The 25,537-nt window shown below is 62.3% G+C and carries 26 protein-coding genes; 18 read left to right on the top strand and 8 right to left on the bottom strand.

Going from position 1 to position 25,537, the window contains the following annotated elements; genetic code table 11:
* Positions 1 to 127 precede the first annotated feature (127 nt).
* The 6 genes from K420_RS0102845 (at position 128) to K420_RS0102820 (ending at position 5,780) form a co-directional block, all read left to right on the top strand.
* The gene (locus K420_RS0102845; protein ID WP_027456721.1) at positions 128 to 1,504 is read left to right on the top strand and encodes a branched-chain amino acid ABC transporter substrate-binding protein; all 1,377 of its coding nucleotides are present in this window, start codon (positions 128 to 130) and stop codon (positions 1,502 to 1,504) included.
* Positions 1,505 to 1,575: 71 nt separating this feature from the next.
* A complete protein-coding gene (locus K420_RS0102840; protein ID WP_027456720.1) occupies positions 1,576 to 2,499 on the top strand; it encodes a branched-chain amino acid ABC transporter permease in 924 nt (307 codons plus the stop codon).
* A complete protein-coding gene (locus K420_RS0102835; protein ID WP_027456719.1) occupies positions 2,496 to 3,569 on the top strand; it encodes an ABC transporter permease subunit in 1,074 nt (357 codons plus the stop codon). The genes K420_RS0102840 and K420_RS0102835 overlap by 4 nt, the downstream gene beginning before the upstream one ends.
* Positions 3,566 to 4,339 (top strand): ABC transporter ATP-binding protein, encoded by a 774-nt coding sequence (locus K420_RS0102830; protein ID WP_027456718.1) that lies wholly within the window; start codon positions 3,566 to 3,568, stop codon positions 4,337 to 4,339. The genes K420_RS0102835 and K420_RS0102830 overlap by 4 nt, the downstream gene beginning before the upstream one ends.
* Positions 4,332 to 5,036 (top strand): ABC transporter ATP-binding protein, encoded by a 705-nt coding sequence (locus tag K420_RS0102825; RefSeq protein ID WP_027456717.1) that lies wholly within the window; start codon positions 4,332 to 4,334, stop codon positions 5,034 to 5,036. Before K420_RS0102830 ends, K420_RS0102825 begins: the two co-directional genes overlap by 8 nt.
* Before the next feature lie 87 nt (positions 5,037 to 5,123).
* Positions 5,124 to 5,780, top strand: a complete 657-nt coding sequence (locus K420_RS0102820) for a COG3650 family protein (RefSeq protein ID WP_027456716.1) — start codon at positions 5,124 to 5,126, stop codon at positions 5,778 to 5,780.
* Between the two features lie 44 nt (positions 5,781 to 5,824).
* Here K420_RS0102820 and K420_RS0102815 read toward each other — a convergent pair whose 3' ends face one another.
* Entirely contained in the window at positions 5,825 to 6,838 is a 1,014-nt protein-coding gene (locus tag K420_RS0102815; protein WP_027456715.1) for a CDP-6-deoxy-delta-3,4-glucoseen reductase, read from the bottom strand.
* Positions 6,839 to 6,871: 33 nt separating this feature from the next.
* Between K420_RS0102815 and K420_RS0102810 the strand changes: the two genes are divergently transcribed.
* The 7 genes from K420_RS0102810 (at position 6,872) to K420_RS20805 (ending at position 12,730) form a co-directional block, all read left to right on the top strand.
* Positions 6,872 to 7,756: an NAD-dependent epimerase/dehydratase family protein gene (locus tag K420_RS0102810; protein ID WP_027456714.1), complete on the top strand. Its 885-nt coding sequence runs from the start codon at positions 6,872 to 6,874 to the stop codon at positions 7,754 to 7,756.
* Positions 7,744 to 8,160, top strand: a complete 417-nt coding sequence (locus K420_RS0102805; protein ID WP_027456713.1) for a CopD family protein — start codon at positions 7,744 to 7,746, stop codon at positions 8,158 to 8,160. The genes K420_RS0102810 and K420_RS0102805 overlap by 13 nt, the downstream gene beginning before the upstream one ends.
* 1 nt (position 8,161) lies before the next feature.
* Complete coding sequence (locus tag K420_RS0102800; RefSeq protein WP_027456712.1) at positions 8,162 to 9,322, top strand: THUMP domain-containing class I SAM-dependent RNA methyltransferase; 1,161 nt, start codon at positions 8,162 to 8,164, stop codon at positions 9,320 to 9,322.
* 85 nt (positions 9,323 to 9,407) lie between these two features.
* Positions 9,408 to 10,703 (top strand): acetyl-CoA hydrolase/transferase family protein, encoded by a 1,296-nt coding sequence (locus K420_RS0102795; RefSeq protein ID WP_027456711.1) that lies wholly within the window; start codon positions 9,408 to 9,410, stop codon positions 10,701 to 10,703.
* Between the two features lie 93 nt (positions 10,704 to 10,796).
* The gene (locus K420_RS0102790) at positions 10,797 to 11,177 is read left to right on the top strand and encodes a hypothetical protein (protein WP_027456710.1); all 381 of its coding nucleotides are present in this window, start codon (positions 10,797 to 10,799) and stop codon (positions 11,175 to 11,177) included.
* A 1-nt stretch (position 11,178) separates the two neighbouring features.
* Positions 11,179 to 11,730 (top strand): YMGG-like glycine zipper-containing protein, encoded by a 552-nt coding sequence (locus K420_RS0102785; protein ID WP_027456709.1) that lies wholly within the window; start codon positions 11,179 to 11,181, stop codon positions 11,728 to 11,730.
* A 196-nt stretch (positions 11,731 to 11,926) separates the two neighbouring features.
* On the top strand, positions 11,927 to 12,730 hold the full coding sequence (locus K420_RS20805; protein ID WP_027456708.1) for a VWA domain-containing protein: 804 nt from the start codon (positions 11,927 to 11,929) through the stop codon (positions 12,728 to 12,730).
* Between the two features lie 59 nt (positions 12,731 to 12,789).
* Here K420_RS20805 and lipA read toward each other — a convergent pair whose 3' ends face one another.
* From lipA to nhaR, 6 genes are read right to left on the bottom strand one after another with little or no spacing between them, the layout of a single operon-like run.
* On the bottom strand, positions 12,790 to 13,761 hold the full coding sequence (gene lipA / locus K420_RS0102775; protein WP_051452926.1) for a lipoyl synthase: 972 nt from the start codon (positions 13,759 to 13,761) through the stop codon (positions 12,790 to 12,792).
* Positions 13,754 to 14,371 (bottom strand): lipoyl(octanoyl) transferase LipB, encoded by a 618-nt coding sequence (gene lipB / locus K420_RS0102770; protein WP_027456706.1) that lies wholly within the window; start codon positions 14,369 to 14,371, stop codon positions 13,754 to 13,756. Before lipB ends, lipA begins: the two co-directional genes overlap by 8 nt.
* Positions 14,372 to 14,641, bottom strand: coding sequence for an HP0495 family protein (locus K420_RS0102765; RefSeq protein ID WP_027456705.1), 270 nt, complete (start codon positions 14,639 to 14,641; stop codon positions 14,372 to 14,374).
* A gap of 1 nt (position 14,642) precedes the next feature.
* On the bottom strand, positions 14,643 to 15,518 hold the full coding sequence (locus K420_RS0102760) for a D-amino acid aminotransferase (RefSeq protein WP_027456704.1): 876 nt from the start codon (positions 15,516 to 15,518) through the stop codon (positions 14,643 to 14,645).
* Positions 15,519 to 15,522: 4 nt separating this feature from the next.
* Positions 15,523 to 16,662, bottom strand: coding sequence for a D-alanyl-D-alanine carboxypeptidase family protein (locus K420_RS0102755; protein ID WP_027456703.1), 1,140 nt, complete (start codon positions 16,660 to 16,662; stop codon positions 15,523 to 15,525).
* 35 nt (positions 16,663 to 16,697) lie between these two features.
* Positions 16,698 to 17,606: a transcriptional activator NhaR gene (gene nhaR, locus K420_RS0102750; RefSeq protein ID WP_027456702.1), complete on the bottom strand. Its 909-nt coding sequence runs from the start codon at positions 17,604 to 17,606 to the stop codon at positions 16,698 to 16,700.
* A gap of 104 nt (positions 17,607 to 17,710) precedes the next feature.
* On the opposite strand from nhaR, the gene htpX reads away from it, so the two are divergent.
* From htpX to K420_RS0102725, 5 genes are all read left to right on the top strand, one after another.
* Entirely contained in the window at positions 17,711 to 18,589 is an 879-nt protein-coding gene (htpX, locus tag K420_RS0102745) for a protease HtpX (RefSeq protein ID WP_027456701.1), read from the top strand.
* 241 nt (positions 18,590 to 18,830) lie between these two features.
* Positions 18,831 to 20,075 carry a TolC family protein gene (locus K420_RS0102740; RefSeq protein ID WP_027456700.1) on the top strand — a complete coding sequence of 415 codons (1,245 nt, stop codon included), beginning with the start codon at positions 18,831 to 18,833 and terminating at the stop codon, positions 20,073 to 20,075.
* Positions 20,072 to 21,226: an efflux RND transporter periplasmic adaptor subunit gene (locus tag K420_RS0102735; protein ID WP_232422721.1), complete on the top strand. Its 1,155-nt coding sequence runs from the start codon at positions 20,072 to 20,074 to the stop codon at positions 21,224 to 21,226. Before K420_RS0102740 ends, K420_RS0102735 begins: the two co-directional genes overlap by 4 nt.
* On the top strand, positions 21,223 to 24,333 hold the full coding sequence (locus tag K420_RS0102730) for an efflux RND transporter permease subunit (RefSeq protein ID WP_027456698.1): 3,111 nt from the start codon (positions 21,223 to 21,225) through the stop codon (positions 24,331 to 24,333). Before K420_RS0102735 ends, K420_RS0102730 begins: the two co-directional genes overlap by 4 nt.
* Complete coding sequence (locus K420_RS0102725; RefSeq protein ID WP_027456697.1) at positions 24,330 to 24,668, top strand: P-II family nitrogen regulator; 339 nt, start codon at positions 24,330 to 24,332, stop codon at positions 24,666 to 24,668. The genes K420_RS0102730 and K420_RS0102725 overlap by 4 nt, the downstream gene beginning before the upstream one ends.
* A 113-nt stretch (positions 24,669 to 24,781) precedes the next feature.
* Here the strand turns inward: K420_RS0102725 and K420_RS0102720 are convergent, their stop codons facing one another.
* Entirely contained in the window at positions 24,782 to 25,531 is a 750-nt protein-coding gene (locus K420_RS0102720; protein ID WP_027456696.1) for a hypothetical protein, read from the bottom strand.
* Positions 25,532 to 25,537 lie beyond the last annotated feature (6 nt).

Here is a 25,537-nt window from a genome sequence, read left to right as displayed (position 1 = left end):
CGGCATTGAGCACCCTCGTCCAGAATTGTCTGATTTTGATCATACACCTAATTATTGACATGGTCTAAGCGCCTCCGCACAATCGGCGCGTACCACACCATCCCGCCAGAATTCAGGAGAAAAACCGATGCAAGCGAAGCTTTCCGTAGTTGCCCTCTCCGTTGTCGCCGCCTTTGCCCTGTCTGCCTGCGGGCAGAAGGAGGAGCCGAAACCGGCCGCTGCGCCCGCTGCCGCGTCGGCCGGCAAACTGGAAGTTGTCGTCAAGCTCGGCCATGTCGCCCCGATGACCGGTCCGCAGGCCCACCTGGGCAAGGACAACGAAAACGGTGCCCGCCTCGCCATCGAGGAACTGAACGCCCAGGGCGTGGAAATCGGCGGCGCCAAGGTCAAGTTCGAACTGTTGGCCGAGGACGATGCGGCCGATCCTAAGCAGGGAACCGTTGTCGCGCAGAAACTGGTCGATGCCAAGGTCAACGGCGTCATCGGCCACCTGAATTCGGGTACCACCATCCCGGCCTCCAAACTCTATGCCGATGCCGGCATCCCGCAGATTTCCGGCTCGGCAACCAATCCGAAGTACACCCAGCAAGGCTTCAAGACGGCCTTCCGCGTGATGGCCAACGATGTCCAGCAAGGCAAGGTGCTCGGCGAGTTCGCGGCGCAGCAGGGGATCAAGACGGTGGCCGTGGTCGATGACCGCACGGCTTACGGCCAAGGCCTGGCCGACGAGTTCCGGAAGGCTGCCGAGGCTTCCGGCATCAAGGTTGTCGCCAATGAATACACCACTGACAAGGCCACTGATTTCAAGGCCATCCTGACCAAGATCAAGTCCACCAAGGCCGAACTGGTCTTCTATGGCGGCATGGATGCCCAGGGCGGCCCGATGGCCAAGCAGATGAAGGAGCTGGGGATCAAGGCCAAGTTCCTCGGCGGTGATGGCGTGTGTACGCCGGAGTTCATGAAGCTGGGGGGCGAGGCGGCGGAAGGTCACTACTGCTCCCTGCCGGGCATGCCGCTGGAAAAACTGGCCAAGGGCCCGGAGTTCCGTGACAAGTTCACCAAGAAGTTCAACGCCGAAATCCAACTCTATGCGCCGTACGTTTACGATGCCGTGATGGTCATGGCGGATTCGATGAAGCGAGCCGATTCGGTTGATCCGGCCAAGTTCCTGCCGGTTATCGGTCAGGCCAAATACGATGGCGTGACGGCGCTGATCGAGTTCGACCCGCAGGGCGATCTGAAGGGTGGCGCGATATCGATCTATCAGTACAAGGGCGGCAAGCTGGCCTATGTCGAAACCCTGGGTGGCACGACGGCCGACTCGGTGAAGGCGGACGTCAAGGAGGCCGTTGCCGAAGTGAAGGAAGCTGCCAAGGCGGTGGCAGGGGCTGCGACGGCGGCGGGTACGGAGGCCGTCAAGGCAGGGGCCGAGGCCGTCAAGTCGGGAGCTGAGGCCGTCAAGGAGGCGGCCGACGCGGCCAAGGCCGCAGTCGAGAAGAAGTGATCTAGCATTCCACACCCACGAAACGGCACCGCAAGGTGCCGTTTCCTTATGTTCCGACAAGAAAAACCCAAATGGATATTTTTCTGCAGCAGATCGTCAACGGCCTCGTCCAGGGCAGCATTTACGCCTTGGTCGCGCTGGGCTACACGATGGTCTACGGCATCATGGGCCTGATCAACTTCGCCCACGGCGAAGTGGTGATGATCGGCACCCTGGTCACCATCACGGTTGCCGGCTCGTTGATCAAGGCCGGCATGCCGGTCGCACTGGCCGCCCTGGCCGGGCTGAGTGTCTCGCTGCTGCTCTGCATGGCGCTTGGCTGGGGGCTGGAGCGCATCGCTTACCGGCCCTTGCGCAACGCACCACGCCTGACACCCTTGATCACCGCCATCGGCATGTCCATCGTGCTGCAGAATCTGGCGATGATGATCTGGGGACGCAACTACCTGACCTTTCCGGCCTTGTTGCCGAAGGTGAATTTCGAACTGGCCGGGGCGCATTTCACCTTCATCCAGGTCGTCATCGTGTTGCTCTCCGGTGCCACCATGGCCGGCCTGCTCGGCTTGATCTACCGCACCAAACTCGGCATGGCCATGCGTGCCACGGCCCAGAACCCGGCAGTGGCCAGCCTGATGGGGGTCAATATCAACCGCGTCATCGCCGCCGCCTTCGTCATCGGCTCGGCGCTCGGCGCGCTGGCTGGCGTCATGGTCGGTACCTACTACGAAATCGCCCACTACCAGATGGGCTTCATGCTGGGGCTCAAGGCCTTCACGGCAGCCGTGCTGGGCGGCATCGGCAACCTGGCCGGCGCCATGCTCGGCGGCGTGCTGCTCGGCATCATCGAGGCGCTGGGGGCGGGCTACATCGGCGACCTGACCGGCGGCTTCCTCGGCAGCCACTATCAGGACATCTTCGCCTTCATCGTGCTGATCGTCGTGCTGATGTTCAAGCCGAGCGGCCTGTTCGGCGAAAAGACGGGGGACCGGGCATGAACAAATGGTTGAGTCCCCGTTCTGCATTCGGCATCACGCTGATCGTGGTGGCCCTGCTCGGCCTGCCTTTCGTCGCGGCGATGGGGGGGCAGGCCTGGGTGCGTATTCTCGATTTCGCCATCCTCTATGTTTTCCTGGCCCTCGGCCTGAACATCGTGGTCGGCTTTGCCGGCCTGCTCGATCTCGGCTACATCGCCTTCTATGCCGTCGGGGCCTATGCCTGGGCCTTGCTGGCCAGTCCGCATTTCGGCCTGCACCTGCCGATCTGGGTCATCCTGCCCATCGGTGCCGGGCTGGCCTGCATCGCCGGCGTCCTGCTCGGTTCGCCGACCCTGAAGCTGCGCGGCGATTACCTGGCCATCGTGACCCTCGGTTTCGGCGAAATCGTGCGCATCTTCATGAACAACCTGAATGCGCCGGTTAATATCACCAACGGCCCGCAGGGGATCACGCTGATCGACCCGGTCGCCTTCGGCGGTTTCAAGTTTTCGGGCACGACGCAGGTTTTCGGCTACGCCCTGACCGGCCCGATGAAGTACTACTACCTGCTGGTCGCGTTGGCCATCCTGGTCATCATCATCAACCTGCGCCTGCAGCATTCGCGCATCGGCCGGGCCTGGCAGGCCATCCGCGAGGACGAGATCGCCGCCAAGGCGGTCGGCATCAACACGCGCAACATCAAGCTGCTCGCCTTCGCCATGGGCGCCAGCTTCGGCGGCATCGCCGGCGGCGTCTTCGCCGCCATGCAGGGCTTCGTGTCGCCGGAGAGCTTCTCGCTGATGGAGTCGATCATGATCCTGGCCATGGTCGTGCTCGGCGGCATGGGGCATATCCCAGGCGTCATCCTTGGCGCCGTGCTGCTCAGCATCCTGCCGGAAGCCCTGCGCTACGGCGTCGGACCAGCCCAGATGGCGCTCTTCGGCAAGCAGCTGGTCGATCCGGAGAGCCTGCGCATGCTGGTCTTCGGGCTGGCGCTGGTGCTCGTCATGCGCTTCAAGCCGGCCGGCTTGTGGCCGTCGCCGGAACGCAAGCGGGAACTGGGCGAGAAGCGGATGGAGGTCGCCAAATGAGCGCGAATGTGCCGACAACGCTGCTCGAGGCGAAGGCGGTCGCCAAGCACTTCGGCGGCGTCAAGGCCTTGCGCGACGTGTCGCTGACGATCCGGCGCGGCGAAATCTACGGCCTGATCGGCCCGAATGGTGCCGGCAAGACGACCTTCTTCAACTGCATGACCGGGCTGTACGTGCCAGATGGCGGTGGCTTTGTCTTCGATGGCGTTCCGCTGGTCGCCGATGCGCCGCACCAGGCGGCCGAACGCGGCATCGCCCGTACCTTCCAGAACATCCGCCTGTTCGGCAACATGACGGCGCTGGAGAACGTGATGGTCGGCCGCCATGTGCGGACCCGGGCTGGCGTGCTGGGTGCCATGCTTAACAATGCGGCGACCCGCGCCGAGGAGGCGGCCATCCGCCAGCGCGCGATGGATCTGCTGCATTACGTCCGCATCGAGGACCGCGCCGACGACCTGGCCAAGAACCTCTCGTACGGCGACCAGCGCCGGCTGGAAATTGCCCGCGCCCTGGCCAGCGAGCCCAAGCTGCTCTGCCTGGACGAACCGGCCGCCGGCATGAACGCCACCGAAACGGCGGAGTTGCGCGAACTGATCGAGGGTATCCGGCGCGATGGAACCACGATCTTGCTCATCGAACATGATGTCAAACTGGTCATGGGCCTGTGCGACCGCGTCGCCGTGCTCGACTACGGCGCCCTGGTCATCGAGGACGTGCCCGCCGTGGTGCAGAAAGATCAACGCGTGATTGAGGCTTACCTAGGTGCTTGAAGTAACCGGACTCCACGTCGCCTACGGCGGCATCCAGGCGGTGCGCAGCATCACCTTCCACGTCAACGAGGGCGAGACGGTGGCCTTGATCGGTGCCAACGGCGCCGGCAAGACCAGCACCTTGAAGGCCATTTCGCGCGTGCTCGACGCGGTGGGCGGCGATGTGCATTTCTGCGGCGAGAAGATCAGCCGGATCGCGCCACACCATGTCATCCGCAAGGGCATTGCGCTGGTGCCGGAAGGGCGGGGCGTTTTTCCCCGCCTGACCGTTCAGGAAAACCTGCGCATGGGCGCTTTCGTGCGCGCGGACAACGCCGGCATCGAGCAGGATTTGCAGAAGGTCTTGGCTTATTTTCCCCGCCTCCAGGAGCGTGAGCGCCAGCTGGCCGGCACCCTCTCCGGTGGTGAGCAGCAGATGCTGGCCATCGGTCGGGCGCTGATGAGCCGGCCGAAGCTGTTGCTGCTCGACGAGCCGTCGATGGGTCTGGCACCGATCATGGTGCAGAAGATTTTCGAGGTGATACGCGCCGTGGCCGCCGAGGGCATGACCATCCTGCTCATCGAGCAGAACGCCAAGCTGGCGCTTGAATCGAGCCGGCGCGCCTACGTCATGGAGAGCGGCGAGATCACGCTGCATGGCGAATCGGCGCAACTGCTCGATGATCCCAAGGTGCGTGCCGCTTACCTGGGCGAATGAGCGGCCCAGCTTTTTCAACTGAATCAAACCTTTTGCCCGCGGTATGGGCAACAATGCAGCCCCGTCGACCTCCCGCCATTGAACGCCATGAAGATTCATCAAGCAGCCAGCGTTATCTCCCTTGCCCTGTTGGCGACAGTTGCCCAGGCCGAAGAAATGAACATCAGCGATTTGCCAGCCACGCGGGTCGCCGACAGCACGCCCAGGCTGGCTTATGGCCAGATGATCCATTACGGCGGCAAGACGGTTTTTTCCCCCTGTCGTGACCGTAGCTTCACCCAGTTCGAGGATGCGTCGCGCGATGGTTATATCGGCAAGGTGCTCGACCAGTTGGGCCTGTCAGCCGGCAAGAAGCTCTATGTCGAAGTGCTCGGCATCCGTGAAGGCGATGCGCTGAAAGCGACCGATCTCAATTTCGCCCAGACCGATGGGCGCTGCCAGATGCCGGGCGGCAAGGCCGAAGTGTGGCGTGCGTCCGGCAACGAACCTGCCTGGGTTCTGGCCTTCGGTGCCGAATTCGTCCAGGTCAAGCGGAGCGGGCAGCCGGAGGTTGTCGTGCCGGCGGCCCCGCTCACTCTGGCACCGGGCTTGGCCACCTTCTCGGCCAGCAAGGACAGCCAGAATCTTTCGCTGCGCTTCGAGCGCAAGCTCTGTCACGATACGATGGCCAATGTCGTCTTCGGCTGGACGGCTCGCGTGACGGTCAACGGCGAAACACTGAACGGCTGCGCCTGGCAGCGCTAAGCCGTTCTCGGGCTGCCGGTCGAGCCCGGCAGCCTGCCCGGCGCTCAGTTGCTGGCGAAGCTGAAGGCGTCGGCGAAATACTCTTCTTCCGGCAGGCCGCGGGCCATGAAATCCCGCTTTGCCGCCTCGATCATGGCGGGTGCGCCGCAGGCATAGACCTGATGCCCCGACAGGTCGGGGAAGTCGGCCAGCACGGCCTGATGCACGAAGCCGGTACGGCCGGACCAGGCATCGTCGGCAGCCGGTTCGGAGAGGACGGGGACGTAGCGGATATGGCTGTGCGTCGCAGCCCATTGGGCCGGCAGGCGATCCATGTAGAGGTCGGCTTTCGCCTTGGCTCCCCAGTAGATGAACATCGGTCGTGGGCAGTTTTCGGCGATGGCATGCTCGATGATGGCCTTGATCGGCGCGAAACCCGTGCCACCGGCGAGCAGGATCATGGGCTTGGTCGAATCCTCGCGCAGGTAGAAGCTGCCGTGCGGGCCGTTGAAGCGCAGGATGTCCCGTGCCTTCATGGTCGAGAATACCTGGTCGGTGAACAGGCCGCCCGGCACGTGACGGATATGCAGTTGCAGCAGCGCGTCGTCGTGCGGTGCGTTGGCCAGTGAGAAGCTGCGTTTCCTGCCATCCTTGAGCAGGATGTCGATATATTGCCCGGCGAGAAACTGCAGGCGCTCGCTGGCCGGCAGGCGCAGTTGCAGTTCAATGACATCCGGTGCCAGGCGTTCCAGTTTCTCGATGCGGGCAGGGAGCGTCTTGACAGGAATCTGGCTGCCCGAGGTGATCTGCTTGCATTCGATGACCAGGTCGGTTTGTGGCTTGGCGCAGCAATACAGCGCCATCCCGGCCGCTTTTTCATCATCCTTCAAGGCATGCGGCTGGGCTTTGCCATGATCGACGCTGCCGGACTGGACGTGACCCTTGCAGGCGCCGCAGGCGCCGTCCTTGCAGCCGTAGGGCATGGTCAGACCCTGGCGCAGTGCAGCGTCGAGTATGGTTTCATCGGCCTCGGCCACAAACTGGCGGCCGCTTGGCTGGACGGTGATTTGGTAGCTCATCGGTTCCCCTTCGTGCTCGGCTACAATGCCGGCGTGCAAAAAATCCTGATCGTCGGCAGCGGGGACGTCGCCCGCCGCACTCTCTCCCACCTGTTGCCGCATGCCCGCGTCTTCGCCTTGTTGCGTGATGCCGGGCGTGCTGCAAGCTGGCGAACCGCCGGTGCGACGCCGGTTATCGCCGATCTCGATGACCGGCGCAGTCTCGACCGCCTGGCCGGCCTGGCCGACGTCGTCCTGCATCTGGCTCCGCCGCCGGGCGACGGGCAACGCGACACGCGAACCCGCCATCTGCTGGCCGCGCTGGGCAAGGGCAAAAGTCTACCACGCAGCCTGATTTACGTAAGCACGACAGGGGTTTACGGGGATTGTGCCGGCGCCGCCATCAACGAAACCCGCAAGCTGAAACCGGAGAGCGCCCGTGCCGGCCGGCGGGTCGATGCCGAGCGCATGTTGCGTGCCTGGGGTGCCCGCAACGGTGTCGCAGTCAGCATCCTGCGCGCCCCTGGTATCTATGCTGCCGACCGCTTGCCGGTCGAGCGGTTGCAGCGTGGTACACCGGCGCTGATCGAGGCCGACGATGTGTTCACCAACCATATCCACGCCGACGATCTCGCCGCTGCCTGCCTGGCCGCCATCCGCTACGGGCAGGCCAATCGCGCCTACAATGTGGTCGACGATTCCGACTTGAAGATGGCCGACTATTTCGACCGCGTTGCCGATGCCTTCGGACTGCCGAGAGCGCCGCGCCTGAGCCGGAGCGAGGCCGGGAAAGTCCTCTCGCCGGTGCAGATGTCGTTCATGCGCGAGTCACGGCGTATCGGCAATCGTCGCCTGAAAAACGAATTAAAACTAAAACTCGCTTATCCGACCGTGATCGAGGGTATTGCGAGCGCAAGGAGAAACGCATGCTCGTCGTAAAGACGCTCCACATCTGGATGGTCATATCCTGGTTCGCCGGTTTGTTCTACCTGCCGCGCATCTTCGTCAACCTCGCCATGGTGCCGGCCGACAGCCATGCCGAGCGCGACCGCCTGCTGCTGATGGCGGGCAAACTGTACAAGTTCATGACGCCGCTCGGTTTCCTCGCCGTCGTACTCGGCCTGTGGCTGTGGTTCGGCTATGGGTTTGCCGGTGGCTGGCTGCATGCCAAGACGGCGCTGGTCGCCATCCTGGTCGTCTATCACTGGCATTGCGGGCGGGTGCTCAAGCAGTTCCGGGCCGGCGGCAATGCCCGTAGCCACGTCTGGTTCCGTTTCTACAACGAACTGCCGGTCGTCATCCTGCTCATCGTCCTTTTCCTCGTCGTCCTCAAACCCTTCTGACATGAACAAGTACTTTGCCATCTGCCCACGTGGGCTGGAGGAACTGCTCGCCGACGAACTCCGGGGTATCGGCGGCGAAGAGATCACGGCGGTGCACGGCGGCGTCTTTTTTGCCGGCGACTGGAGCACCTGTTACCGCGCCAACCTCGAATCGCGCATCGCAACGCGTATCCTGTGGCACATCGTCAAGGGGCCGTACGCCAAGGAAGATGACATCTACCGCCTGGCCGTCCGCCAGTTGTGGCCCAACCACTTCGCGGTGAGCTCGACCATGCGGGTCGTGACGACAGCCATCAAGTGCCCCCTCAAATCGCTCGATTACGTCACCCTGCGCGTCAAGGATGCCGTCTGCGACCGCTTCCGTGAAGATCTCGGCGAGCGTCCCGATGTCGATACCCGCAATCCGGATGTCAGCGTCCATGTCTTCCTGACCGAGAACGAGTGCACCCTGTATCTCGATACCTCCGGCCAGCCCTTGTGGCAGCGTGGCTTCCGGAAGGCCAGCGTCGATGCACCGCTGAAGGAAAACCTGGCGGCCGGCATTCTGAAAATGACCGGCTGGCAACCCGGTACGCCGTTGATCGACCCGATGTGCGGCAGCGGAACTTTCCTGCTCGAAGCCGTGCAGGTGGCGCTGGACCGCGCTCCCGGGCTGGATCGTACTTTCGCCTTCGAGCGCCTGAAGCATTTCGAGGCGCTGAATTGGGCCAGCATCCGGGCTGCCGCCGAAGCCCGCGTCAAGCCGGCCGAACCGCTGGATATCCGCGGCTACGATATCGACGAACGTGCCGTGCGAGCGACCCGACGCAACCTGCAGGAAGCCGGTTTCGGGGGGATCGTCACAGTCGATCGCGGCGATGTGTTGGACACCCAGCCGCTGACCGACCACGGCATCCTGTTGGCCAACCCCCCCTACGGCGAGCGCATCGGCGAACAGGATGAACTGGCCGCCTTCTACCCGCAACTCGGCACGGCGCTGAAGCGCAACTGGGCGGGTTGGAACTGTTTCTTCTTCACCGCCGACCTGCGCCTGCCCAAGCTGGTCGGCCTGAAGCCCAGCCGCAAGACGCCCTTGTTCAACGGGCCGCTGGAGTGCCGCCTATTCGAAATCCGCATGGTTGCCGGGAGCAATCGCAAAGGGGCGAATGTTGCGTCGCAATAAGCATTTGAATTTGATATTGGTCAGCTTTTTGGTCTGACCAATATGTGAATATCAATTTTTCCATAAAAAAAGAGGAGAGAAGCGCATGTCAGTTCAGGCTCTATACCAACAAAAACGCATGTCTGCCGCCGACGCCATCCGTGTCGTCAAGAACGGTGACACCATCGTCGTGCCCACCGCCGTCGGCGAGCCGCCCAGCCTGTTGACGGCGTTGTCCGACGCCCGTCGCGATTTTCACAATGTGACGGTGTCGCAGATTCTGGCCGTGCGCAAGTACGGCTATCTTGATCCGGAAACCGTCGAGCACGTCCGCCATACCGCCTATTTCTACAGCGGTGCCACCCGTCCGGGCGGCAAGGATGGCTGGGTTGATTTCATTCCCGCCTATTTCTCTGAAATGCCGCAGTTGATCGAGCGCGGCCTGATGCCGGTCGATGTGGTGTTCAGCATGGCTTCGCCGATGGACGAGCATGGCTTCTTCTCGCTGTCCCTGGCTGCCGACTACACCATGGCCGCGATCGAAAAGGCCCGTGTCGTGGTGCTTGAAGTCAATCCGAATGTACCGTTCGCCAACGGCGACTGCCACATCCACATTTCCCAGGTCGCTGCGCTGTGTGAAAGCGAGGATCCTATCCTCGAAGTCGGCTTGCCGAAAATTGGCCCTGTCCAGGAAGCCATCGGCAAGTACGTCGCCGAGATGATTCCCAACGGTGCCACGCTGCAGATCGGCTATGGCGGCATTCCCGACGCCGTGGTCATGCAACTGACCGACAAGCACGATCTCGGTATCCACACCGAAATGGTTGGCGACGGCATCATGACCCTGGTGGAGGCTGGCGTGGTGACCAACCGCAAGAAGAATTATCACCACGGCAAGATGCTGGCCACCTTCGCCCTCGGCTCGAAGAAGCTGTACCAGTTCATGAATCGCAACCCGGCGCTTGAAATGCACCCGGTCGATTTCACCAACGATCCTTTCCTGGCCGGCCAGAACGACAACCTGCACGCCATCAACGCCACCATGCAGATCGATTTCCTCGGTCAGTGCGGCTCGGAAAGCCTGGGGCCAATTCCTTATTCCGGTACCGGTGGCCAGTCCGATTTCGTGCGCGCCGCCAATCGTTCCAAGGGGGGCAAGGCTTTTATCGTGCTGCCGTCGACAGCCAAGGATGACACGATCTCCCGCATCGTGCCCACCCTGTCGCCGGGTACCCATGTGTCGACCAGCAAGAACGATATCAACTACGTGGTCACCGAATACGGTGTCGCCCAGTTGCGTGGAAAAACTGCCAAGCAGCGCTGCGAGGCACTGATCGGCATCGCCCACCCGGATTTCCGGGGTGAATTGCGCGAGGCGGCCCGGAAGCTCAAGCTGATCTGATCGCTGCTTACAAACTGTAGCAATTTAGTTTTTCCCGACGGGGCATTTATTCGCTATCTTTAAAGCGAGTAAATGCCCCGTTTGGCGATCGCCATGAAATATCGAAATCTTCTCGTTTTGCTGTTGGCCGTGTTGATGACTGGCATCGGTTCCAGTGCTTGGGCACATGGTGGTCGTGTGCGCCTTGGCGTGCATGTCGGCGTCGGCGGTCCCGTCTGGGGGCCTGCTTGGGGACCGGCGTGGGGACCGGCGTGGGGACCGGGCTGGTACCCGCCACCTTACTACTACCCACCGCAGGTCATTGTTGTGCCACCGGCTCAGCCGCCGGTGTATATCGAACAGTCCGAACCGGCGGCGCAGCCTGTCCAGGCCCAGCACTACTGGTACTACTGCAAGAGCGGCAAGGGCTATTATCCCTACGTCAAGGAATGTCCTGATGGCTGGCAGAAAGTTTTGCCGCAACCGGAGCAATGAAATGAGCGAGAAAAGATACCTGCCGAAACTCGGCCTGCTCGGCGCGGCCCTGTTGATGGGTGCCTGCACCGTGATCCCGACCGGACCAAGTGTCATGGTCCTGCCCGGCACCGGCCAGCCCTTCGAGCGTTTCCGGGCTGACGACATGGAATGTCGTCAGTACGCGCAGTACCAGATCGGTGGCAAGACCGCCGGTGATGCGGCGAAGGAATCCGCGGTCACCAGCGCGGCGGTCGGGACAGCGGTCGGTGCGCTGGCTGGCGCAGCCATCGGCGGCGACAGCAAGGGGGCCGCCATCGGCGCCGGCGCCGGCCTGCTCATGGGTAGTGCCACCGGTACCGATGCCTCGCGCGCCTCGACCGTCGGCACCCAGCGTCAGTACGATAACGCCTATATCCAGTGCATGTACGCCAAGGGGCACCGCGTGCCGGTGCCGGCCAATATGAGCTATTCCGCACCGGTTCGCTCGCCGGTGCAAAGCCAACCCCGGGACCCGAGCATTCCCCCCCCGCCTCCGGGGGCGCCACCGCCACCTCCTGGCGGGTCAAAGTAGTTCAGGGCGGCGATAGTTCATTGGTTGATGCTTAGAATCAGCTGTCGCATTTTTTGACAAAAGTATTTGGCTAGGAGTTATCGAGAAAGCTGTTGATTTTTAATTGATTGATTTATTAGTGTTTTTTTTCATGGTCTGAATATTGCTGATTATTCTGGCAGTAGTTCGGTTACTGAAATTCCTTAGTTAGGGGACCATGATGAAACTCAAAAAAACTCTCTCGGCTTTGATCGCAACCGTCGGTTTGACATTTGCATCTGCTGGCCATGCGGTAATTTACTCGGACATCGTCATGATGGTGGATGAATCCGGGTCCATGGGGACTGTGCAGGCTAATCTGCGCAACAACATTTCAACGTTTGCAAGCATCCTGCAGGCAGGTGGGTTGGATGTTCGTTTTGCTTTGGTTGGCTACGGCAGCTCTAACTATTTGCCAAGAACCATGACAAATTTCACCGATGCAGCAGGCTTTGCGACAGCAGCTAATGGCTTGGTTGCATCTGGTGGCACGGAGCCTGGCTATGCTGCTATTCAATTTGCGCTGACTTCGCCTACTCTGACGTGGCGCAGCAATGCTGTGAAAAACCTGATCATCTTCACTGACGAGCCTTCTAATGGAGATCCGTCAGGTACTACCCAAGCAACTGCGGATGCAGCTTTGACGACCGCGAATGCCTTGTTCAATGCGGTACTTAGCGGGGCAAACACAATTGCTTCATATGATGATCTCTACAATGCCCACGGTGGGAATTTGTATGATCTGACCCAATTGGGGTCGACCAATCAAACGGTTGTGCAAAATTTTGTCACTGCATTTGCTAATAGCAAGCTGCAAGAGACCATTGATTTCTGTACGGCTAACCCAACTGCTCCAGAGTGCCAAGGAGGGAATGTTCCAGAGCCGGGCTCTCTCGCCCTGATGGGTTTGGGTATGGCGGGCCTTGCTGGTTTGCGTCGTCGGACAAAGTCCGGCCAAGCTCAAAAGATGGTCTTTGCTTAATGCCCTGATCAGCCGATCGTTCGAGTGGTTAAAAGCCCCGTAATTTTACGGGGCTTTTTTTATAGCATTCCGGCACTATGGGCCTGCTGGTCCGCCCAGTAGCTCGAACGTACCATCGGCGCACAGGCGGCGCCGGAGAACCCCATTTTTTTGGCTTCTTCTTCGTACATCTTGAAGGTATCGGGATGCACGTAGCGGCTGACCGGCAGGTGGTGGCCGGAGGGGGCGAGGTACTGGCCGATGGTCAGCATTTCGACGTCGTTGGCGCGCAGGTCGCGCATGACTTCGAGGATTTCCTCGTCGGTTTCGCCGAGGCCGACCATCAGGCCGGATTTGGTTTTGACCTGCGGATAACGCGCCTTGAACTGCTTCATCAGGGCCAGTGAGTGGGCGTAATCGGCGCCCGGGCGGGCCTGCTTGTAGAGGCGGGGCACGGTTTCCATGTTGTGGTTGAGCACGTCGGGCAGGCCGTTGCCGAGAATGTCGAGGGCGATGTCCATGCGGCCGCGGAAATCAGGAACCAGCGTTTCGATGGTGGTCTTCGGCGAGGCTTCGCGCACGGCGCGGACGACATCGACGAAGTGCTGGGCGCCGCCGTCACGCAGGTCGTCGCGGTCGACGCTGGTGATCACCACGTAGTTCAGCTTGAGCGCCGACACCGATGCCGCCAGTTCGGCCGGCTCGTTCGGGTTGGGCGGCAGCGGCTGGCCATGGCCAACGTCACAGAAGGGGCAGCGACGGGTGCAGATGTCGCCGAGGATCATGAAGGTGGCCGTACCGCGGCCAAAGCATTCGCCGATGTTCGGACAGGCGGCTTCCTCGCAGACGGTATGCAGCTTCTTCTCGCGCAGCATCGACTTGATTTCGCCGAAGCGACCGGCACTGTTGCCAGCCTTGACACGAATCCATTCCGGCTTCCGCAGCGGTTCATCAACCGGGACAATCTTGATCGGGATGCGGGCGGTCTTCAGTTCGCCTTTTTGTTTGACGCCCTTTTGCTTTGCGCCGCTCGGGTTTTCGGTATCAGCCATGCGATTTTTCCAGTTGCTGTAGCAAGTGTTGCGAGAGTTGCTCGCCGGCCTCGTGAGCGGTGAGCGGGATGTTCAGGTCTTTGGTCTGGGTCACCCGCAGGCCAGCATAGCCGCAGGGGTTGATCGCGTCGAATGGGGAAAGATCCATATCGACGTTGAGCGAGACGCCGTGGTAGGAGCAGCCGTTGCGGATGCGCAGGCCGAGAGCGGCGATCTTGGCGTCGCCGACATAGACGCCGGGTGCACCATCACGCCGTTCGGCGGTGACACCATATTCAGCGAGCAAGTCGATCACCGCCTGCTCAATGGCCGTAACCAGTTCGCGCACCTTGACCTTCAGGCGCGGCAGGTCGAGCAGCAGGTAGATCACTACCTGGCCAGGGCCGTGGTAGGTGACCTGGCCGCCGCGGTCGATCTGGACCAGTGGGATGCCGACATCGCGCAGGATGTGTTCCGGCTTGCCAGCCTGGCCGAGGGTGTAGACCGGCGGGTGCTCGACGACCCAGAGTTCATCCGGCGTTTCAGCCGTGCGGCTGGCCGTGAAATCCTGCATGGCCTGGAAGGTCGGCGCATAGTCGACCCGGCCCAGGCGTTTGACGATGAGGATCACCTAGAGGACGACTTTGACTAACGGATGGCTGGTCAGGTCCATGTACAGCGCATCGAGTTGTGGCTTGGAGGTGGCGACCACGGTGCAGGTCAGGCTCAGGTAATTACCGCCGGAGCTGGCGCGCATTTCCATCGTAGCGCCATCGAAATCGGGGGCGTGCTTGGTGACGATGGTGAGTACCGCCTGGGCGAGTTCATCGTGCGCCTTGCCCATGATCTTGAGCGGGAAGTCGCAGGGGAATTCGAGCAGGGTGTCCTTGTACGAAGCCATGTCAGCCTTTGCGCATTACGGTGTTTTTGAAATCCTGGTACCACTGCCACATCTGTGCTGCGTAAGGGCCGGGTGTTCCGGTGCCAACCGGCTTGCCGTCGAGGGTGGTGATGGCCAGGATTTCCTTGGTCGATGAGGTCATCCAGACCTCGTCGGCGGCCCGAAGTTCCGCCTCGCTGATTTCACGTACGACGAGTGGCTGCTGGTGTTGCTCAGCCAGTTCGAGAATCACGTCGTAGGTGATGCCGGGCAGCATCAGGTGGGTCTTGGGCGGGGCGATCAGTACGCCGTCCTTGACGATGAAGATATTGGAAGCGGCACCTTCCTTCATGAACCCGTCGCGGATCAGCAGGGCCTCGGCGCAGTCCTGTTCGACGGCCTGCTGGCGGGCCAGCACGTTGGCGAGCAGCGAGACGACCTTGAGGTCGCAGCGCGACCAGCGCAGATCGGGCACAGTGATCGCGGCGACGCCCTTGGCGCGCACGTCGGCCGGCGCGGTGACCAGCGGCGATGCGAAGGCGAAGGCGGTCGGTGGCACGCTGGCCGGCGGGAAGGCGTGGTCGCGCTTGTTGTCGGCGCCGCGGGTGACCTGCAGGTAGATCGACTGGTCGTCCCAAGGGGCAGCTTCGATCAGCTTGCAGATGACGGCTTGCCATGCCCCGGCGGATAGTGGATTGGCCATCTGGATGCCGTCCAGCGTCGCCTGCAGGCGCTTCAGGTGCTCGTCAATGCGGAAAGGCTTGCGTGAATAGACCGGAATGACTTCATAGACGCCGTCTCCGTACAGGAAGGCACGGTCGAGCGGCGAAATGGCCGCTTCTGCCAGCGGCAGGAAACGGCCATTCAGATAAACCGGGTCGGCGACGTAGGGGGTCATGGTCTTAGGCGAACCACAGGCGGATGGTGTCGATGATACGGATGAAGATATTGCCGAGTTCGACTTTTTCAAGGGCTGTGACCGGGTATTCGCCATAGGGCTTGTCCTCGATGCTGACCTTGACGACGCCCAATTTCTGGCCGACTTCGATCGGCGCGATCAGACGCGGTTCGGCGACGAATTCAGACTTCACCTTGTCGGCATAGCCCTTCGGTACGGCAACGCTCAAGTCGTTCGGTAAACGGGCGGTGATTTCGCTCTGCGCCCCTTTCCAGACGCGGAGCTTGGCCACTTCCTGGTCCTTGGCAAAAACGGCAACGGCGTCATAGGAAATAAATCCCCAGTTGAGCAGCTTCTGCGATTCGCTGGCGCGGGCATTGTCGGAGGCGGTGCCGAGCACGACAGAAAGCAGGCGGCGCTTGTCGCGCAGGGCAGAGGAGATCAGGCAATAGCCAGCGGCTTCGGTGTGACCGGTCTTGACGCCGTCGACCGTGGGGTCGATGAAGAGCAGGCGATTACGGTTCGGCTGGGTGATGTTGTTGTAGCGAAACTCCTTCATCGAGTAGTACTTCTTGTACTCCTCGGGAAAGTCGCGGATCAGCGCCGAGGCGAGCAGCGACAGGTCGCGTGCCGTCGTGTAGAGATTGGGGTCGGGCAGGCCGGTGGAGTTGGTGAAATGGCTGTTCTTCATACCCAGGCGCTGGGCCTCGCGATTCATCATCTGTGCGAAGTTCTCCTCGCTGCCGGCGATGCCTTCGGCTAGCGTGACACAGGCGTCGTTGCCGGACTGGACGATCATGCCCTTGATCAGATCTTCGACGGCTACCTGCGTGTCGACGCGGACGAACATCTTGGAGCCGCCGGTGCGCCAGGCTTTTTCGGAAACCGGCAGTGGCTGGTCGAGCGCCAGCGTCTTTTTGTGGATGGCAGCGAAGGTCAGGTAGGCTGTCATCAGCTTGGTCAACGAGGCCGGTTCGATGCGGTCGTCCGGCTTTTCGGTGTTGAGCACCTGATTGGAGCTCATGTCGAGCAGCAGCCAGGATTTGGCGGCGAGCGAGGGGGGGACGGGCAGTTGCTGGGCCAGCACCTGGCCGGTGAGGGCGATGCTGACAAGAAGGAGAAGCGTCTTGCGGAACAGCGACATGGGGAGATTTCTTTATTTTGCGTTGGGGGCGGAAATTATACCCCCGGCTCTGCAGCGGCCTGCGGCGCCGCGGCGCACAGCGCCTCGACGGCCGGATGGTGGATGCGTCGCTCGCTGGAGATGGCGTAGATCTGCTCGCTGACACCGGACATCGCGCCGATGGGTTCGGCATCGAGTTGGGCGGCGATCTGCTCGGCGAGGGCGAGCGGCGCCGGAAAGATACCCAGCCCGCCGCGCCCGAAGGTCGTGAGCAGCGCGCTGTCCTCGAACTCGCCAACAATCTTCGGCCGAATGCCGGTGCGCTCCAGCCAGCGGTCAATGCGACCGCGCAGGGCATTGTGCCGGGTGGGCAGGAGCAGTGGGGCATCATCCAGGCTCTGGGGGAAATCGCTGCGATAGCGCTCGGCCATTCCCCGGGTCGCGAACAGGCCGGTCGCGAATTCGCCCAGCCGGGTGCTGAATACTTTCAGGTTGCCGCCGACCGGCGCGGCGCGGTCGGTCAGCACGACGTCGAGGCGGTGCAGGGCGAGCTCGGCCAGCAGGCTTTCGAATTCGCCCTCGTCGCAGATCAGTCGGACATCGGCCGGCATTTCGGTGACCGTCGAGAGCAGGCGGTAGGCCAGCAATTTCGGGATACCGTCGGAAATACCGGCGCGCAGACGAAGTGTGGCGCCGCTGTCGCTATGCTGGACGGCATCGACCAGGGCGTCGCCAAGCTGGAAAATCTGGTCGGCGTAACCGAGCGCGACCCGGCCGGCATCGCTCAGCACCAGGCCGCGTCCCTGGCTGTTGAACAGGGCCTTGCCGAGTTGCCGCTCGAGCAGGGAAAGCTGGCCGGAAATGGTCTGGATGGCAACGCCGAGACGTTCGGCGGCCCGGGTGATGCTGCCTTCCTGGGCAACGACCCAGAAGTAGTGCAGGTGTTTGTAGTTGAGTTGGCTCATGGTGTTCGGTAGAAAAAATCGAAGTAATGCTCAATTTTGCTCCGGTTTTTGCGGGTGGTGCAATGGACTAGCATGCAGTCCGTTTCCCTGTGGAGGATAGATCAATGAAACGCATCGTTTTATTTCTGCTGACCAACCTGGCCGTGATGCTGGTGCTCAGCGTCGTGACCAGCCTGCTCGGCGTCAATAAGTTCCTGACCGCCAATGGCCTGAACGTCGGCATGCTGTTCGTCTTTGCAGCGGTGATCGGCTTCGGTGGTGCATTCATTTCGCTGCTCATGTCGAAGAGCATGGCCAAGTGGAGCACGGGGGCGCGGGTCATCGAGCAGCCGAGCAGTTCGACCGAAGTGTGGTTGGTCGATACCGTCGCCAAACTGGCTAAACGCGCCAACCTGCCGATGCCGGAAGTGGCGATCTACGATGGCGAGCCGAATGCCTTCGCGACCGGTGCCACCAAGAACGCCTCGCTGGTTGCCGTGTCGACCGGCCTGCTGCAGAGCATGACGCGCGAGGAGGCGGAGGCGGTGCTGGCCCACGAAGTGGCCCACATCGCGAACGGCGACATGGTGACGCTGACGCTGATCCAGGGTGTGGTGAACACCTTCGTCGTCTTCCTGTCGCGCATCGTCGGTTATGTCGTCGACAGCTTCCTGCGCCGCAATGACGAGGAAAGCAGCGGTCCGGGCATCGGCTATCTGGTGACCAGCATGATCTGCGAAGTCGTCTTCGGTGTCCTGGCCAGCATCATCGTCGCCTGGTTCTCGCGGCAGCGTGAATTCCGTGCCGATGCCGGCGCCGCCAGTCTGATGGGCTCGGCCGTACCGATGCAGAACGCTTTGCGTCGCCTGGGCAATCTTCATACCGAACCCTTGCCGCAGAACATGGCAGCCTCCGGGATCGCTGGCAGCAAGGGAGGGGTCATGGCGTTGTTTGCCACCCATCCGCCCCTGGAGGAGCGTATTGCAGCCCTTGCTAACCGCTAAGCTGACTGCATTCTGACTGGAAGCTGACGCGAAACTGACAAGCTGTTATAGTCCGCGCCTGGTGCGTTGCACAAGATTGATGCAACTTCGTGCAACGCCCAGGTTCAAATAACCTTATAAAATGCGGTATTCCACTCGGTTAAATATGCTTTGCCTTGTCGGAAGACTGCCTCGAAGCCAATCCCGTGTCGATGGACGGTGCTGCAAGTATCGGTGGCACATCGCTTGCTGAAAATAGGTCATGTTGCGACGCAATAAATTACTCACCCTCCTGAGCAGCCTGCTGCTGGCGGCCACTGTTCAGGCTGCCGGCCAGGATTACACGCTGGCTGACCTGGAACGACTGGCGCTCGATTCCAGCCGCAGCGTGATGGCTGTGCGCGAGCAGGCCGTCGCGGCGCGTCATGCGGTGCGCAGCGCCGGGGCCTTCCCCAACCCGGAAATCGAATACCTCGCCGGTACCCAGCGCTCTCGCGCAGCGGGCGGTGGCTCGGGCGATGCGCGTAGTGCGGCACTGACCCAGCCGCTCGATCTGCCCTGGGTGCGTAGTTCGCGCATCGGTGCGGCGGAGGCCGGGGTGCAGGTCAGCGAAGCGACCGTCAAATCCTTTGAGGCTGATACAGTTGCTCATGTTCGCCTGCGCTACTTCGAGGTGCTGCGGCGGAATGCCGAGTTGCGCAACGCCCGGGAGGACGTGAACCTGTTGGAAAGCGCCCGGTCGCGAATCGCGCTGCGCGTCGAGACCGGCGAGGCGGCCCGTTTCGAACTGGTCAAGGCCGATGCCGAACTGCTCAACGCCCAGAAGGCAGTGCAGGCAGCCGGTTTTCGTGCCGAGCAGGCGCGCTCGTATTTGCGGCAGAGCGTCGGTGCCGACCTGCCGGTCGATTACGCTCTGATCGGCTCCCTGCGCGATGTGCCGGAGGTGGCATCGATCGACGTCGTCCGCCAGTCCTTGTCGGGGAGCAATCCGCTGCTTGCCCGGGCGCGCGCCGAAGTTGCGCGGGCCGAACACCAGCTTGACCTGGAGCGCCGTCAGCGCTGGCCGCGGCTGGCGCTGAAAGGGGGCTACGATGAGGACCCGGACATGCGGACCTCGCGTCTCGGCGTGGTGGTTACGGTACCGCTCTGGGATCGACGCAGCGGCCCGGTTGGTGAGGCCTCGGCTAACCTGGCCCGCTCCCGGCATGAGTTGGCGGCCCAGGAATTTTCCCTGGAGCAGCAATTGGCGGTGGCCTACAAGCAGTATGACATTGCCGCCGCCCAGGTTACGGCGCTGGAGTCGGGCATCGTCCGTCAGGCCGAAAATGCCCTGAAGATTGCCCAGGCGGCCTACCGTTTCGGGGAGAGAGGTTTCTTGGAAGTGCTCGACGCGCAGCGGGTTTTCCGGGCCGCGCGCGCCGAGTTGATTGCTGCCCGCTTCGAATTGGCCGCCGCCTGGGTTGACATCGAGCGACTGCGGGCCACCCCGGGAGGAAATCGGGAATGAAAGACGTACGAATGAAGAATGCCCTGGTATTTGCCTTGGTGGGCGCCCTCCTGTTGGGCTGTAACAAGGAGAGCAAGGACGTGGCGGCCCAGCAGGTGCAGGATCCGATGGTGGTTGCGCCGTCGCCCGATCTGTTGGCCCAGCTCAAGCTCGACGATGCGCGGTCCCGGCCCCTGGTAGAAAATCTGCGTGTCGCCGGCCGGATCGATTTCGACGAACATCGCCTGGCTCGCATCGGCGCGACCATCACCGGCCGCGTGACGGAAATCGATGCCTGGTTGGGGCAGGAAGTCAGGAAGGGGGATGTGCTCGCCCGCCTGAACAGCAGCGAACTCTCCGAACAGCAACTGGCCTATCTGAAGGCGCGTGCCCAGCTTGAACTGAACCGCCGCAATGCAGAACGGGCGAAGGCGCTGTTTGAGGCCGACGTCATTGGTGCCGCCGAACTGCAGCGCCGGGAGAGCGAGTACAAGATCTCGCAGGCCGAGACACGGGCTGCCTCCGATCAGTTGCAGTTGCTGGGTGTCAGCCCGGCGGCCATCGAGCGGCTCGGCAAACAGGGCGAGGTCAATTCGGTGACGCCGGTGGTGGCCACGATGAGTGGGGTCGTCGTCGAGCGCAAACTGGCCCAGGGCCAGGTCGTGCAACCGGCCGACAGCCTGTTCGTGGTGGCTGACCTGTCCCGGCTGTGGGCCGTCGCCCAGGTCCCGGAACAGCAGGTCGGTCTGGTCAAGGCCGGCCAGACGGTCAATATCGAGGTGCCGGCGCTGGGCAACGAAAAACTGACCGGCAAGCTGATCTTTGTCGGCCAGACCATTGACCCGGAAACCCGCACGGTGCTTGTCCGTACTGAGTTGGACAATCGAGACGGCCGCCTGAAACCGGCCATGCTGGCCTCCATGCTGATCGAAGCCAAGCCGGTCGAGCGCGTCGTCGTCCCGGCCAGCGCCGTGGTCCGCCAGAACGACGAGGATCATGTCTTCGTCGCCGCGGGCGATGGGGTTTTCCGGCTGGTCAAGGTCAAGCTCGGCCCCGAGCAGGGCGGCGTGCGCGCTGCCTTGAGCGGCCTGAAGGGCGGCGAGAAACTGGTGGTCGACGGGGCTTTCCATCTGAATAACGAGCGTAACCGCAAGGAAATGGAGGGATCGTGATCGAGTCCCTGGTCCGTGCCGCGCTCAAGCAGCGCCTGGTCGTCGCGGTTGTCGCCGCGGTCCTTTTCTTCTTCGGCCTGAACGCCGCGCAGCAACTGTCGGTCGATGCCTTCCCGGACGTCACCAACGTCCAGGTCCAGATCGCGACCGAGGCGCCTGGCCGTTCGCCGGAAGAGGTCGAGCGTTTCGCCACCGTGCCGCTGGAAGTGGCGATGACCGGCTTGCCCGGCCTGGAGGAAATGCGCTCGCTGAACAAGCCGGGCCTGTCGTTGATCACCCTGGTGTTCACCGACAAGACCAATGTCTATTTCGCCCGTCAGCTGGTCATGGAGCGCCTGCTGGAGGTCGGCTCCCGCTTGCCGGAAGGCATCACGCCGGTGCTTGGTCCGGTGTCCACGGGGCTTGGCGAGGTCTATCAATACACCCTGGAACGTTCCGACGATGGCGACCGATCGCTCAGCGAGGAGGAGCTGATGAAGCGTCGCGTGGCGCAGGACTGGGTGGTCCGGCCACTGCTGCGCTCGATTCCGGGGGTCGCCGAAATCAATTCGCAGGGCGGTTTCGCCAAGCAGTATCAGGTGCTGGTCAATCCGGACAAGTTGCGCCATTTCGGTCTGACGGTGGGTGATGTCTATCAGGCGGTCGGCCGCAACAATGCCAACGCCGGAGGCGGCGTGCTGCCGCAGTATGCCGAGCAGTACCTGATTCGCGGCATTGGCCTGGTGCGCGATGTCGAGGACATCCGCGCCATCGTGCTCAAGGAGAAGGACGGTGTGCCGGTTTACGTCCGCGACGTGGCCGACGTCCAGATCGGCCATGAGGTCCGGCAAGGTGCGGTGATCAAGAACGGCGTCACGGAAGCGGTGGGTGGTGTGGTCATGATGATCGCCGGCGGCAACGCCAAGGAGGTGGTCAGCCGGGTCAAGGAGCGGGTGGACGAAATCAACCGCAAGGGCATGCTGCCTGACGGCCTGAAGATCGTGCCTTACTACGACCGTTCTGAACTGGTCGATGCCGCACTGTGGACCGTGACCAAGGTGTTACTCGAAGGTGTTGTGCTGGTTGTCATCGTCCTCTTTCTCTTCCTCGGCGATGTGCGTTCGTCGCTGATCGTGGTCGGTACGCTGGTCCTGACGCCGCTGCTGACCTTCATGGCGATGAACCATCTCGGTATCTCGGCCAACCTGATGTCGCTCGGTGGCCTGGCGATTGCCATTGGCCTGATGGTGGATGGCTCGGTGGTGGTGGTCGAGAACGCCTTCCTGCAATTGGGCCGTACGGCGAAGTCCGGCGAGAGCCAGACGCGGGTGATCCTGCGTGCCGTGGTCGAAGTGGCGACCCCGGTGATCTTTGGTGTCGGCATCATCATTCTGGTTTTCCTGCCCTTGATGACCCTGCAGGGCATGGAAGGCAAGATGTTCGCGCCGCTCGCCTACACCATCGCCATCGCCCTCGGCATTTCGCTGATTCTCTCGCTGTCGCTGACCCCGGTGATGTCCACCTACCTGCTCAAGCCGCCAGCGCACGACGGCGACCACGATACCCGGCTGATCGCGGCGATGAAGGCGCGCTACCTGAAGATGTTGCACTGGGCCCTGGGCAACGAGAAGAAGACCGTCGCCCTGTCGGTCGGCGCCTTCGTGCTGGCCATCGGCATGGTTCCCCTGCTCGGCACCGCCTTCATCCCCGAGATGAAGGAGGGTTCAGTGGTGCCCGGCATCAACCGGGTGCCCAACATCTCGCTCGACGAATCGATCAAGATGGAGATGGAGGCCATGCGCCTGGTCATGCAGGTGCCGGGCGTCAAGTCGGCGGTGTCCGGCGTTGGCCGTGGCGAATCGCCGGCTGACCCGCAGGGGCCGAACGAATCGACTCCCATTGTCAGCCTGAAGCCGCGTAGCGAGTGGCCGTCCGGCTGGACGCAGGACGACATCCAGGATGCCATGCGCGACAAGCTGAAGGCCTTGCCCGGTGTGCAGATCGTGATGGCCCAGCCGATTTCGGACCGGGTCGACGAAATGGTGACCGGCGTCCGTTCCGACATCGCGGTCAAGGTATTTGGCGATGACCTCGAACAGTTGCGCAAGCTGGCCAGCCAGATCGGCAAGGTCGCCCAGTCACTGCAGGGTGCCCAGGATTTGCGTATCGAGCGGATCAGCGGCCAGCAATATCTGTCGATTGAGATCGACCGCCAGGCGATCGCCCGGCTCGGCATCAACGTCGCCGATGTCAACGACCTGCTGGAAACGGCGGTCGGCGGCAAGGTGGCGACCGAAATTTTCGAGGGCGAGCGCCGATTCCCGGGCGTTGTCCGCTTGCCGGAGCGCTTCCGCAACAACGTCGAGGCCATCTCCAACATCCTGATCACCTCGCCGAACGGCGCCCAGGCCCGCCTGGCGGACGTCGCGAAGATCGCCGTTCTGGATGGCCCGGCGCAGATTTCGCGCGAGCTCGGCAAGCGACGCATCGTGATCGGCGTCAACGTCAAGGATCGCGACCTGGGTGGCTTCGTTGCTGAGCTGCAGAAGAAGGTCGAGGCCCAGATCAAGCTGCCGGAGGGCTACTACCTGGAATGGGGTGGGCAGTTCCAGAACATGGAGCGTGCCTTGGGGCATCTGAAGATCATTATCCCGATCACCATCGCGGCGATCTTCTTCCTGCTCTTCCTGCTCTTCAACTCGCTGCGCTTCGCGACCCTGATCATCACCGTCCTGCCTTTTGCCTCCATCGGCGGTGTGGTCGGCCTGTTCGTCACCGGCGAATACCTGTCGGTTCCTGCTTCGGTCGGCTTCATTGCCCTGTGGGGTATCGCCGTGCTGAACGGCGTGGTGCTGGTATCGTACATTCGTGGTCTGCGCGAAGAGGGGCGCAGCGTGCGGGAAGCCGTGGTCGAAGGGGCAACCCTGCGCTTCCGCCCGGTGATGATGACCGCGACCGTCGCCATGCTCGGCCTGATCCCCTTCCTGTTCTCGACCGGGCCGGGTTCCGAAGTGCAGAGGCCGTTGGCCATCGTGGTCATCGGCGGTCTGATCACCTCGACGCTGCTGACGTTGGTGATGCTGCCCACCATCTATCGCTGGTTCGACGAAGAGGGAGTTGAAGCATGAAGGAAATCAAGGCCATCATCCGCCCCAACAAACTGCCCGTCCTGCGTGATGCCCTGGTCGCCTTGCCGGGTTTTCCCGGCATGACGGTGACCCGGGTCGAGGGCTGCAGCGCACCGACCCGCCACATTCCGGCCAAGGTCAAGATCAAAGACGAGCTGACTGACTACACCCCGAAGGTGCGCGTCGAGATCGTCGCGCCCGACGATGTGGCGGAAGCCATCTTCCAGCGCATCACGGATGTCGCCCAGACCGGTCATTACGGTGACGGTCTGGTGTGGATCACTGACATAGAGAAGGCGGCCTTCGTCTTCAAGACGACCCCCGGTCCGGAGTGATCGGGGAGCGCGTCATGGCGTTGGCACGGCGCAGTGCAATTCATGGCGCCCGCGCTGCTTTGATTCTGCCGTGCCGCAGGAGGGCCGGGTAGCTCCGGCTCCTTGCCCCGGTGCTAGATGACGACTGCGTTGATGCCGGCTTCGAGGCCGCGCAGCAGGTCTGTTAGCTTGGCACGGACTGCCGGCTGGTCGAGTTCGCTACCGTGCCGGGTGATACAGTCGGCCAGTTGCCGGGCTAGGTGCATGATGCCCCATATTTCGAGTGTCTCGGCCTGCTGCGCCAGCTTGAGGGCTTCCGTCGTCAGGACGTAGGCATCTGGCGGCAGGGCGGCCAACGCATCGCGCAGCAGTTCAAGCTGCTCGCGCGCCTCGTCGACAAACAGCTGGTCCAGCACGGTCGAGCGTTCGCCGATTTCACCTGCGGCAGCTGCATTTTCCAGCCGGGCTGCAAAATGGCGGGCCCGTTCGCCAAAGGCTTCATGTTCCAGACCGTCCGGCTCACGCAAGGTTTCAATGCTGGCGCTGAGTGCCGCGATCAGGCGGACTGGGGGTGTTTCGTCGTCCAGGCGGTCGGTTGCACTGGCCAGGGCTTCGCCGAGGCGCAGGCAGTCCGCATCGGCGGTTTCCAGCGCAATGGCGTAGAGATTGTAGACGGCCGGTCGTACGTCGCTGGTGTGGCCATGGCGTTCCTGCCAGGCCTGATGGAGCCGCTGGCAGGCCGAGATCCAGCGCTCGTTCAGCCGGGGGGCGAAGCGAGGCGGCTTTGGCTTGGCCAGCCAGGGCAGGATGGCGGCAGTCGCCTCCAGCAAGGGAGCGAGCGCCGCCCGGGATTCCGCGAGGTCGTCCTCCGGAATGTCGGCCATCTCTTC

The sequence above is a fragment of the Dechloromonas agitata is5 genome (assembly GCF_000519045.1).
GTDB lineage: Bacteria > Pseudomonadota > Gammaproteobacteria > Burkholderiales > Rhodocyclaceae > Azonexus > Azonexus agitatus.
This window is presented reverse-complemented; position numbering and strand designations above follow the sequence as displayed.